The sequence below is a fragment of the Pseudomonas sp. Pseusp16 genome, from assembly GCF_047324915.1.
GTDB classification, from domain to species: Bacteria; Pseudomonadota; Gammaproteobacteria; order Pseudomonadales; family Pseudomonadaceae; genus Aquipseudomonas; species Aquipseudomonas fluorescens_CD.
Genome location: NZ_CP168522.1, coordinates 1,765,501 through 1,777,560, shown reverse-complemented (window position 1 = coordinate 1,777,560; position 12,060 = coordinate 1,765,501). Strand labels below are relative to the sequence as shown.

The following is a 12,060-nucleotide window of genomic DNA, read 5'->3' as shown; positions in this document are numbered from 1 at the left end:
TCGTTATTCGGTTGAACCTGTAGGAGCGAGCTTGCTCGCGATGAACTTGCGGGCGGCGCGTTCATCCAGGTGGTACACGTCATCGTTCACGTCCATCGCGAGCGAGCTCGCTCCTACAGCAATCGAGTCGATCTTCATTTCACTGCGCCGAACGACAGGCCGCGCACCAGCTGTTTCTGGCTGATCCAGCCGAAGATCAGGATCGGCGCACAGGCCAGGGTCGAGACCGCCGACAACTTGGCCCAGAACAACCCTTCGGGGCTCGAATACGAGGCGATCAACGCGGTCAGTGGCGCGGCTTTCGACGAGGTCAGGTTCAGCGACCAGAACGCCTCGTTCCAGCACAGGATCAGCGACAGCAGCACCGTGGACGCCAGGCCGCCCTTGGCGATTGGCAGCAGCACCCGGAGCATTTCCTGCGCCAGCGTCGCGCCGTCCAGCCTTGCGGCTTCGAGGATGTCCCTGGGAATGTCCTTGAAGTAGGTGTAAATCATCCAGACCACGATCGGCAGGTTGATCAGCGTGTAGATGACGATCAGGGCAATGCGCGTATCGAGCAGGCCGAAACTCTTGGCCAGCAGGTAGATCGGCATCAGCACGCCCACCGGCGGCAGCATTTTGGTCGAGAGCATCCACAGCAGCGTGCCTTTGGTGCGTTGGGTTTCGTAGAACGCCATGGAGTAGGCCGCGGGCACTGCGATCAGCAGGCACAGGGCCGTGGCGCTGAAGGAAATCACCACCGAGTTCCAGGCAAAACTGAAGTAGTCACTGCGCTCGTTGATGTGCAGGTAGTTCTCCAGCGTCGGCATGAAAATGAACTGCGGCGGCGTGGCGAAGGCATCGATTTCGGTCTTGAAACTGGTCAGCACCATCCAGAAGATCGGGAAGAAAATCAGGATCGCAATGGCCCAGGCCAACGTACCGAGCAACAGGCTTTGCAAGCGACGGGATTGTTGAAGAGTCATGGCAGGCCTCAGGCTTTGTCGGTCAGGTTTTTGCCGATCATCCGCACCAGAATGATCGCGGCGATGTTGGCGATGACCACGGCGATCAAACCGCCCGCCGAAGCCATGCCGACGTCAAACTGCACCAGCGCCTGGTTGTAGATCAGGTAGGCGAGGTTGGTCGAGGCGTAGCCGGGGCCGCCGTTGGTGGTGGTGAAGATTTCGGCGAACACCGAGAGCAGGAAGATGGTTTCGATCATCACCACCACCGCAATCGGCCGCGCCAGGTGCGGCAGGGTCAAGTGCCAGAAGATCGCGATGGGCCCGGCACCGTCCAGGCGCGCGGCTTCCTTCTGTTCCTGGTCGAGGGACTGCATGGCGGTCATCAGGATCAGGATCGCGAAGGGCAGCCATTGCCACGAGACAATGACGATGATCGACAGCAGCGGGTAGTGCGCCAGCCAGTCCACCGGTTGCGCGCCAAACAGCTTCCAGACGTAGGCAAGAATCCCCGACACCGGATGGAATATCAGGTTTTTCCAGATCAGCGCGCCGACGGTGGGCATGATGAAAAACGGCGAGATCAGCATCACCCGCACGATACCGCGACCGAAAAACTCACTGGCCTCGAGCAAGGCACTGATCAGCACGCCCAGCACCACACTGATCAGCAGCACGCTGCCCACCAGCAACAGGGTGTTGCTGGCGCCGGGCAGGAAGCCCGAATCGGTGAGGAAGTAGGTGAAGTTTTCCAGCCCGACGAACTCGTTCTCGCCGGGATTGAGCAAGTTGTAGCGAATCATCGAAAAGTAGACGGTCATGCCCAGCGGGACAATCATCCACAGCAGCAACAACGCCACCGAAGGGCTGACCAGAAACCAGCCGGGGTTGGCCACGCGGCTTTTGCGCTGGGGTTGGACAATGTCCATGTGAGCTTTGGCAGTTGATGTATTCATGGTGATCAGAACCGGTTGATTACAGGCATATGAAGATCAATTGTGGGAGCGGGCTTGCTCGCGAAGGCGGCATTCCAATCGCAAAAATTGTGTCGGATGTACTGGCCTCTTCGCGAGCAAGCCCGCTCCTACATTGGGTACGGGGTTACTTGGGATAACCCGCGCGCTTCATTTCGCGTTCAGTGGTTTGCTGGGCCGCCGCCAAGGCCTGGTCGACCGTGGTCTGGCCGATCAGCGCCGCAGAGAAGGATTTGCCAACCTGCGTGCCAATGCCCTGGAACTCGGGAATGGTCACCAACTGAATACCGATGTAAGGCACCGGCCTGGCCCCCGGCTTGCCCGGGTCCGCGGCTTTGAGCGACTCCAGCGTGACCCTGGCGAACGGCGCTGCGTTCATGTACGTCTCGCTGTAGGTGGAGGCCCGGGTGCCCGGCGGCACGTTGGCGATGCCGTCCTTTTCCGCGACCAGCGCGCTGTATTCCCTGGAAGTGGCCCAGGCACTGAAGGTTTTCGCTGCGTCCTTGGCTTTGGAACTGGTCGGAATGGCTAGCGCCCAGGAGTACAACCAGGCCGAGCCCTTGTCAGTGACTTGATGCGGCGCGAAGGTGAAACCGACGTGATCGGCGACCTTGCTCTGGGTCTTGTCGGTGACGAACGAGCCGGCGACGCTGGCATCGACCCAGATCGCGCATTTGCCGCTGTTGAACAACGCCAGGTTTTCATTGAAACCATTGCTCGAGGCACCCGGCGGACCGGATTTTTTCATGGTGTCGACGTAGAAGTTCAGCGCATTTTTCCACTCGGGCCCGCTGAATTCCGGTTGCCACTGTTCATCGAACCAGCGCGCGCCATAAGCGTTGGCAACGGTGGTGACCAACGCCATGTTCTCGCCCCAGCCAGCCTTGCCGCGCAGGCAGATGCCGTACTGTTCTTTGTCTTTGTGGGTGAGTTTGCTGGCGAATTCGCTGATCTGTTCCCAGGTCGGGCGCTCGGGCATGTTCAGGCCGGCGTCCTTGAACAGGTCGGTACGGTAATAGGTGATCGAGCTTTCGGCGTAGAACGGCAGGGCATACAGCCAACCCTTCACCGACAGGCCCTCGCGCACCGACGGGAACACGTCGTCGAGGGCATAACCGGCCGGCAGATCCTTCATCGGCTCCAGCCAGCCCTTGGCGCCCCAGAGTGCGGCTTCGTACATGCCGATGGTCAGCACGTCGAACTGTCCGCCCTGGGTGGCGATGTCGGTGGTGAGGCGCTGGCGCAGGACGTTTTCTTCGAGGACCACCCAGTTGAGCTTGATGTCCGGGTGCTCGGCCTCGAAGGTTTTCGAGAGCTTTTGCATGCGGATCATGTCGCTGTTGTTGACGGTGGCAATGGTCAGGGTCTGGGCGCCAAGGCTGACGCTGCTGAGGGTCATGCAGGTGAGGGCAAGCAGGGTTTTTACCGAAGGTTGCATCGTGCACTCCTTTTCTGCGCCCGGCGGGGTACAGAAGGACAGTTATTGTTTTTGTGTCTTCCGAAGGCAGGAAGAATGTGCACTGATTACATCCTTCAATGGAGGGCGAAACAAATCATCCATCGCACTTGTTTCGATACTTTTTTGCACTGGGCTTTAGGGCGCTAGACGCTGGGAAGGGCTTTTCAGCGAGGAAACGATATCGAATACGTACAGGTTTCAGGCTTGGCTACGACCTCTTGTAGGAGCGGGCTTGCTCGCGAAAGCGTAGTGCCAGGCGATATTTCTCAACCTGACACTGCGCTTTCGCGAGCAAGCCCGCTCCCACATCGGGTCGCGTTTAACCGAGGTTTTGCTCGGTCAACCGCTGCACCACCAACCGCCGGTAGTGTGAAGGCGTCATGCCCTTTAGTTGCTGGAAGCGCCGGTTGAAGTTGGAAATATTGTTGAAGCCCGATTCGAAGCACACGTCAGTGACCGGTTTGTCGCCGTCGGCCAGCAACTCGCAGGCCTTGCTGATGCGCAGGCGATTGACGAACTCGATGAAATTGCGCCCGGTGGCCTGCTTGAATACGCGGCTGAAATAGGTGGGCTTCATGTCCAGGTGCTCGGCAACTTCTTCCAGCGGCAGTTCCCGGGCGTAATGGGCGAAGATGTAATCCACTGCGCGGTTGGTGCGATCGATGTTGTGCTCGTCGGCCAGTTGCGGGGTCGTGGCGCCAGAGAGCAATTGGTAGTCGTCGGTGGCCGCGAGCAACTCCAGCAGAATGAAAAAGTGCCCGAGCCGGGTGATGCCGCTGGTATCGGCGATGCGCTGCATCAGCTCGGTCGCTTTGCCGATGGTGTGCTTGCAGCGAAACTCGATGCCGTACTGCGCGCGTTCCAGCAACGGCGCCAGGGTCTTGAGTTCGGCGAATACCTGATAACCGCTATCGAACAACTCGTCGGTGAAATTGACCAGCATGTCGCGCTTGGGCACCACTTCGTCCTCGGCCACCTGGCTGATCCAGTTGTGGGGCAGATTGGGGCCGGTCAGGAACAGGGTATGCGGGTAGAAGTTGCCGATGTAGTCACCGATGAACACCTTGCCGGAACTGGCGACGATAAGGTGCAGTTCGTATTCCTTGTGGAAATGCCAGCGCACCAGCGGGCAGGGAAAACCGTGCTGGCGGTAAATGATGGACAAGCCGTTGTGGTCGTCCATCAATTCATAGGAAGGGTCGGTGATTCTGGCAATACGGGGCATGTCGATACACTTTTCTTGTTATCGCGCCCTGATCATGCCTCTTGTGGGGAGGCTAATGCCAGTTGTCGATGTCGCGCAACCTGACGGGAGCCTTCTCGGCTTTCGGGACTATCCGGCTTTTCTGGCTCTTCTGGCATTTATCAAGCTTGCGCTTCGGCAACAGGAAACCAGTTTCGATTCTTCCATGAAATCGACATTGATAATGTTGCACCTTTCGCTTCTGGAGTGGGTGACGGGATCAAACCAGGTGTCCAGTTCATCATGGATATCGACGGGGCCTCCCAGCTTCGAGTAGCTTGTGGCGGACAGTGACCACAAGGTGGTGCGCGGAGGTGGAGCCTTCAATACGTTCGTGATGTGCTGCTCCAGTTCCTGGACATTTGTGTCGCCAATCCCGCTCCATTTGTGTTCGATTTTCTTGCAGAACCAGGCGGGATCCAACTCCGGATGTTGTTCGGCAGTTACCAGAACTCGTTGCTCGCCGCTGATTTTCTTAAGCACGCCAAGTGGCAGGCCTCTATTGTCGGCAGGGATTATTCTCTGGCCAAGATAACGGAGCATCATCTCGTTGAAGAGTGCGTAGTCGAACGATTGTTGTCCGTCCTTGAGTTCATGGAAATCCAGAATCACAAACTCGTCAGGGTTGGCGCGCAAAAACAGATTCACAGCCGCAAATAAACCTAGCACGTTACGAGATGAGCGAAAGCCATTGTGCTGGAAACGGAATTTTTCAAACTCCATGGCCGGCTCGTCAAAGTCCAGTCGTAAATCGAGTACGCGCGAACCATTGTTGAGTTGAGCGGCGAACGAATCGTGCTGGCAAGCCAGCCAGTGTGCGCCGGGGATCAATGAATAGGTCGCTTGCAAGTCGCACCCGGCATTGTGCGTGCCGGGTAGTGTAAGCTCGCCAAGCGACAGGTTATCGATTGCCGGCGTAGCGCTCATCCAGTTATTGAGTGCGTAATTGTCTTCGGTTGTATTGTTCATTAATGCATCCTTGCATTGATTGATGAATAACAAGTTGCGCCAAAGCAGTGTTAGTTGACGGTGATCAATTATTTTGTCATTGGATGTACGCGGTCAATAATCAACTTTATTCGGAATGTTGGTTTCGGTTTTTCGCCTCGATCCATTGCGCCATATACTGGGTACTTTTGTGCTGATGATGGCGCAACATGCTGCCGGTGAAGTTATCGCGCCTGATATGTGGCAGATTCCTTTGGCATTCGACCAGCCTTTCGATCAACGCAGGACCATGGATGGACTGCGGGTAGCGGCTGGCCAACAAGTGCCGGGCCTGCGCCTGGGCAGCCAGCCACTGAGTCTTGTCTTGATAAAGTTGCACGGCACTCTCAGCGAACTCGCGTGCCGTACGGGTTACGGCACCGGGCCAGGGCTCTTCGCCGTGCATGGCTTCCGCGCCGACCGGCGTGGTGACATTGGGCGTGCCGCAGAGCATCGCATCGACGATCTTGCCTTTGATACCTGCACCGAAGCGCAGCGGTGCCAGGCACACCCGCGTCTTCGACATCACGTGCAAGGCATCTTCCGCCCAGTTCATCACATGAAAGCCCTGTGCCGCGTTGTGCAGGGCGGTGGCCTTGGGCGGGGTATACGCGCCATAGATGTGCAACTGTGCATCAGGCAGTTGCGCGCGAATCAGCGGCCAGATCGCGGTTTTCAGCCAGAGCACGGCATCCCAGTTGGGCGCATGGCGAAAATTGCCGATGTGCAGAAAATGCGCGCGATCTTCGTACTCTCCCGGCGCGCCGGTCGGCAGATCGACCATCAATGGGCACCAATGCAACAGGTTACGCGGGATCCTGAACTGCTCGACCAGCAATTCGATTTCCACCTCGGAAACCATCAGCGTCAAATCACAGCGATAAAATGAGGCGATTTCGCGCTTGGCCAGATCGGTATTGGCCATGTGTTCGAATTCTTCACGCGACGCCGGGGTGAACAGGCCGCTGAAGTCATTGTTGTCCTCGCTGGCCTTCAAGCGCTCCTTGAGGCGTTGATGCCGGCCGTGCCTGAGGCTCTGCAGGTCGCAACTTTCGAGCACGCGCAAGGCATCGGGACAATGCTTCTCGACCCGCCAGCCGAACTGCTCCTCCATCATGAATTGATCGAACAACACGATGTCCGGCGCCAGTTCGCTGATGAAAGCGTCGAAACTGCTGTTGTTCAGCTCGATAGGTACTTCGCGAATTCCCAGCGCCGTCAGGTCCGCGCGTTGCTCGCCATAGCTGGCCGGGCTGCTGAACGTGATGTCCCAGCCTTGTTGCAGGAACACCTCGAGTATTTGCATGACGTGCCCGCTGGCCGCGGAAGAGCGGGGCTCGGGCCAGACGTAACCAATGACCAGGACTCTGGTTGCGCGGGGCTGATTCATGTACGGGAATTCCTTGGAGCGGAGACAGGGCAGGGACGAAAAAGGCGCGCATTAAACCACAGCGGATTGCAGGGTCACTCCAGAATGCTTTTGACTTTATCGCGCAACTGATCGATGGAGAACGGTTTGCCGATCGCGTGCATGCCTTGAGGCACTTCGATGTTTTCGGCATACCCGCTGGCAAACAGGATCCGCAAGGCCGGACGCAAAGCCCGTGCTTCATTGGCCAGTTCGCGACCGTCCATGTTCGGCAAGCCCACATCGGTCATCATCAGATCAATATGCTGGTTCGAGTCCCTGAGCCGCTCCAGCGCCTGTTCGCTGCCATCGGCTTGCAGCACGTTGAATTCCAGTTCCTCCAGTACGTCGACGATCAGCATGCGCACAATGGCATCGTCTTCGACGACGAGGATAATGGACGCGTTGGCGGAGGACATATATGGCTTTCCTGAAAATGACGGGTTTTCTGGCGAGTGAAATCGCTGGCCTCTTGCATCAGTAAGTAGCGGATCCCGACAAGTTCCCGGCGTCGTGAAAAAGAATTGCACTGCAGGTCGCGCAAGGATAACCCGTGTACCTGAACGGGAGCAGCGGAATGTAGGACCTTGCGCTAAAACACGTCAGAAAATTGGATCAATGTGCCAGATATGGGGCAAACTCCTTGCAATCTGACAGTTCGACAAGGCCTGCCCCATGCCCTCAGCGTCCTCGGTTGATGAACAACGATTTCATAAACTCCTGAGCCGCAACATCAGCCTGCCATTGGGGCTGGGCCTCATCAGCGCGGTGTTCTTCGTTTCGCTGATCACCTATCTGCTGTCGACGATCAAGTGGGTGGAACACACCGACCGGGTGATCAATAACGCCAATGAAGCGGTCAAGCTGACCGTGGACCTGGAAACCGGAATGCGCGGTTTCCTGCTAAGTGGCGATGAACATTTCCTCGATCCCTACGAAACCGCCAAGCCGCGAATTGCCGTGGCCCTCGACACTTTGCTTGAGCTGACCGCGGATAATCCAGTGCAAACCGACCGCCTGCTGCGGTTGCAGGCATTGCAGCTGGAGTGGGCCAACTATGCGCAATCGATGATCGATTTGCAGCGCAGCAGCGGTGACTATCGCGCCGTGGTCAAGGCCGGACGCGGCAAGCGCCTGACCGATGAAATTCGCAAGCAGTTCGAGGAAGTGATCGACACCGAACAGCATTTGCGCACCGCTCGCAATGAAGAGGTGCGGCAGAGCACAGTCTGGAGCATCAGCCTCTATCTGTTGTTCATTGCCGGCGTCAGCGGCTTGCTGGCGTATGTCGGGCGCCGCGATCTGCTCAATCTCTCGCAAAGTTACAGCGTCAATCTCGCTGCCCAACAAGCCAGCGCCCATCACCTGGAGCAGCAGGCCTGGCTGCGCAACGGCCAGACCGAGCTCGCGGAGCAGGTGCTGGGGCAATTGAGCCTTAACCTGCTGGGACGCAACATCCTGCAATTTTGCGCGCAGTACCTGGGCACCGCCGTGGGGGCGATTTATGTCCGGGAAGATCATGGAGGCCTCAAACGCATTGCCTCCTATGGTTTCTCCCGTGAACAGGAAACCCTTGGACAACAGATCTACAGCGACGAAGGCATAGTCGGCCAGGTGGTGCAACAGGCGCGGCTGATTCGCCTCGACGAGGTGCCGGGCGATTATTTCAAGGTCAGCTCCGGCCTCGGCGAAGGTTTGCCGCGCAGCGTGCTGGTGGTGCCGACCAGTGACGATGACCGGGTCAACGGCGTGATCGAACTGGGCTTTCTGCGCCCTCTGAGTGACCGCGACACCGAACTGCTGGAACTGATAGCCGGCAACATCGGCACCTCCATCGAAGCGGCGCGCTATCGTCAGCGTCTGCAGGACGTGCTGGCCGAAACCCAACAGCTCAACGAAGAACTGCAAGTGCAGCAGGAAGAGCTCAAGACCGCCAACGAGGAACTCGAAGAGCAGTCGCGGATTCTCAAGGAATCGCAAGCTCACCTGGAAACCCAGCAGGTGGAGCTTGAGCAAACCAATGAACAACTCGCCGAGCAGGCGCAGGTGCTGGCCGATCAGCGTGATGCCATGGACTTGAAGAACACCGAGCTCAACCAGGCGCAGATCCAGCTTGAAGAACGCGCGGTCGAGTTGCAGCGCTCAAGCAAGTACAAGTCCGAATTCCTCGCCAACATGTCCCACGAGCTGCGCACTCCGCTGAACAGCTCGTTGATCCTGGCCAGGCTGTTGGCCCAAAACACGGAGCAAAACCTCAGCGCCGAGCAGGTCAAGTTCGCCGAGTCGATCTACTCCGCCGGCAATGACTTGCTCCACCTGATCAACGACATTCTGGATATTTCCAAAGTCGAGGCCGGGAAACTGGAAATCCGTCCAGAGAACACCAGCGTGGTGCGTCTGGTGGATGGCCTGCATGACCTGTTCCAGCCATTGGCCACGGACAAGCGGCTGGATTTCCAGGTGGATATGCAGGAGGGTGTGCCGCTGATGCTGTTCACCGACCACCAGCGTCTGGAGCAAGTCCTCAAGAATCTGCTGTCCAACGCGCTGAAATTCACGCAAAGCGGTAGCGTCAGCCTGTCCGTCGCCCCCGTGCTGAACGACGGCATCGCGTTCAGCGTGCGTGATTCCGGGATTGGCATTGCGCCAGACCAGCACGAAAGCATCTTCGAAGCGTTCCGCCAGGCCGATGGCACCACCAATCGGCGTTATGGCGGCACCGGGCTGGGTTTGTCGATCTCCCGTGATCTGGCGGCCTTGCTCGGCGGCTCCATCAGTGTGGCCAGTACACCGGGGCAGGGCAGTGTGTTTACCCTGGTGTTGCCGCAGCAATACGTAGAACCCGGTGAAGTGCCTGTTGAACCGATGCGAGCCGCTCCTGTGGCGGCTGCGCCGAGGGTATCGCCACCCACGTTGTCGCCACTGATAGCCGAAGTCGACATTCCGCGTTTCGACGATGATCGCAACAACGGTCCGTTCAGCAGCCGCTGCATACTGGTGGTGGAAGATGAAGCGAACTTTGCGCACATCCTCTACGATCTTGCCCATGAACTGGGTTATCAGTGCCTGGTGGCCCATGGCGCCGACGAAGGCTACGACCTGGCCAGGACGTTCATCCCCGATGCGATTCTGCTGGACATGCGCCTGCCGGATCATTCCGGCCTGACCGTGCTGCAACGCCTGAAGGAACACGCCGAAACCCGGCATATCCCGGTGCATGTGATTTCGGTCGAAGACCGGGTCGAAGCGGCTATGCACATGGGCGCCATTGGCTATGCGGTCAAACCGACCACCCGCGAGGAACTCAAGGATGTATTTGCCCGCGTTGAGGCCAAGCTGACCCAGAAGGTCAAGCGCGTGCTGCTGGTCGAGGACGACGATTTGCAGCGCGACAGCATTGCCCGCCTGATCGGCGACGATGACATCGAGATCACTGCCGTTGGCCTGGCACAGGAGGCGTTGGACCTGCTGCGCACGTGCGTATTCGATTGCATGATCATCGACCTCAAACTGCCGGACATGCTCGGCAATGACTTGCTCAAGCGCATGTCCACCGAAGACATCTGCTCATTTCCGCCCGTCATCGTCTATACCGGGCGCAACCTGACCCGCAATGAAGAGGCCGAGCTGCGCAAGTATTCGCGTTCGATCATCATCAAGGGCGCACGCTCTCCGGAGCGGCTGCTGGACGAGGTGACGCTTTTTCTGCACAAAATCGAATCACGGTTGTCCCATGAGCGGCAGCAGATGCTCAAGGTCGCCCGCAGCCGCGACAAGGTCTTCGAAGGCCGCAAGGTGCTGCTGGTGGACGACGATGTGCGCAACATTTTCGCCCTCACCAGCGCGCTGGAGCAAAAGGGCGCAGTTGTGGTCATTGGCCGCAACGGCCTTGAAGCGATTGAACGATTGAATGAAGTGGAGGACATCGATCTGGTGTTGATGGATGTGATGATGCCGCAGATGGATGGTTTTGAAGCCACGGCTGAAATCCGCAAGGACCCGCGCTGGCGCAAGCTGCCGATCATCGCGGTGACCGCCAAGGCCATGAAGGACGATCAGGAGCGGTGCCTGCAAGCCGGCGCCAACGATTACCTGGCCAAGCCCATCGACCTGGATCGACTGTTTTCGCTGATTCGTGTGTGGTTACCGAAGATGGAACGCATCTAGTGGAGCGCAGTTTTTCAGTGGAGCGAAACAGCGATATCGAATTGCGATTGTTGATCGAGGCGATCTACCTCAAGTACAGCTACGATTTTCGTGATTATTCCGGCGCTTCAATCAAGCGCCGGGTCAACCATGCGATGAGTCAGTTCGAGTGCAGTACCATCTCGGCGCTGCAGGAAAAGGTCCTGCACGATCCGACGGCCTTCATGCAATTGCTGCAATTGCTGACTATTCCGGTCAGCGAGATGTTTCGCGACCCTTCGCACTTCATGGCCATCCGCAAGGAAGTGGTGCCGCTGCTTCGAACCTATCCTTCGATCAAGATCTGGATCGCCGGATGCAGCACCGGTGAAGAGGTGTATTCGATGGCCATTCTGCTGCGCGAAGAGGGCCTGCTCGACCGCACGATCATCTATGCCACCGACATCAATCCGCGCTCCCTGGAAAAAGCCAGGCAAGGGATTTTCTCGATGGAGAATGTCCGCGCCTACACTGCTAATTATCAGCAGGCCGGTGGCCAGTGTTCGTTTGCCGACTACTATACGGCGGCCTATGGGTACGCGATTTTCGATAAGACCCTGAGCGAGAACGTGACCTTCGCCGATCACAGCCTGGCGACGGACAGCGTATTTTCAGAAACTCAATTAATTTCATGTCGTAACGTACTGATTTATTTCAATAAAAAACTTCAGAATCGGGCATTCGGACTGTTTTATGAATCCCTCTGCCATCGCGGTTTTCTGGTGTTGGGCAGTAAGGAAACCCCGAGTTTTTCAGCCTTCGGCAATCAGTTCGAGCCGCTGGTCAAACAAGAACGGATCTACCGAAAATCATGAGCAGTGCAACGAACCTTACAGTTATCGAAGCGATCGTGATCGGTG

10 protein-coding genes are annotated in these 12,060 nt (G+C 57.6%); 2 read left to right on the top strand and 8 right to left on the bottom strand.

The genetic code is table 11. The annotated features are described in order from the left end of the window. Positions 1-3 precede the first annotated feature (3 nt). The 8 genes from ACEN8Q_RS07780 to ACEN8Q_RS07745 form a co-directional block, all read right to left on the bottom strand. Entirely contained in the window at positions 4-138 is a 135-nt protein-coding gene (locus ACEN8Q_RS07780; protein WP_413422856.1) for a hypothetical protein, read from the bottom strand. Beyond that, positions 135-965, bottom strand: coding sequence for a carbohydrate ABC transporter permease (locus tag ACEN8Q_RS07775; protein WP_413422854.1), 831 nt, complete (start codon positions 963-965; stop codon positions 135-137). The genes ACEN8Q_RS07780 and ACEN8Q_RS07775 overlap by 4 nt, the downstream gene beginning before the upstream one ends. An 8-nt stretch (positions 966-973) precedes the next feature. Then, positions 974-1,873, bottom strand: a complete 900-nt coding sequence (locus ACEN8Q_RS07770) for a carbohydrate ABC transporter permease (protein WP_413705481.1) — start codon at positions 1,871-1,873, stop codon at positions 974-976. Positions 1,874-2,045: 172 nt separating this feature from the next. Further along, complete coding sequence (locus ACEN8Q_RS07765; protein WP_413704901.1) at positions 2,046-3,356, bottom strand: ABC transporter substrate-binding protein; 1,311 nt, start codon at positions 3,354-3,356, stop codon at positions 2,046-2,048. Between the two features lie 340 nt (positions 3,357-3,696). Next, positions 3,697-4,602 (bottom strand): AraC family transcriptional regulator, encoded by a 906-nt coding sequence (locus ACEN8Q_RS07760; RefSeq protein WP_413422847.1) that lies wholly within the window; start codon positions 4,600-4,602, stop codon positions 3,697-3,699. 108 nt (positions 4,603-4,710) lie between these two features. Further along, a complete protein-coding gene (locus ACEN8Q_RS07755; RefSeq protein WP_413422846.1) occupies positions 4,711-5,589 on the bottom strand; it encodes a phospholipase in 879 nt (292 codons plus the stop codon). Between the two features lie 106 nt (positions 5,590-5,695). Beyond that, positions 5,696-6,997: a glycosyltransferase gene (locus tag ACEN8Q_RS07750; protein ID WP_413704900.1), complete on the bottom strand. Its 1,302-nt coding sequence runs from the start codon at positions 6,995-6,997 to the stop codon at positions 5,696-5,698. A 74-nt stretch (positions 6,998-7,071) separates the two neighbouring features. Further along, the gene (locus ACEN8Q_RS07745; RefSeq protein WP_413704899.1) at positions 7,072-7,434 is read right to left on the bottom strand and encodes a response regulator; all 363 of its coding nucleotides are present in this window, start codon (positions 7,432-7,434) and stop codon (positions 7,072-7,074) included. Positions 7,435-7,690: 256 nt separating this feature from the next. Between ACEN8Q_RS07745 and ACEN8Q_RS07740 the strand changes: the two genes are divergently transcribed. Together ACEN8Q_RS07740 and ACEN8Q_RS07735 are read left to right on the top strand one after the other, a co-directional pair. Next, on the top strand, positions 7,691-11,182 hold the full coding sequence (locus tag ACEN8Q_RS07740; RefSeq protein WP_413704898.1) for a response regulator: 3,492 nt from the start codon (positions 7,691-7,693) through the stop codon (positions 11,180-11,182). Then, positions 11,182-12,015 carry a CheR family methyltransferase gene (locus tag ACEN8Q_RS07735; protein WP_413422839.1) on the top strand — a complete coding sequence of 278 codons (834 nt, stop codon included), beginning with the start codon at positions 11,182-11,184 and terminating at the stop codon, positions 12,013-12,015. The genes ACEN8Q_RS07740 and ACEN8Q_RS07735 overlap by 1 nt, the downstream gene beginning before the upstream one ends. Positions 12,016-12,060: the final 45 nt, after the last annotated feature.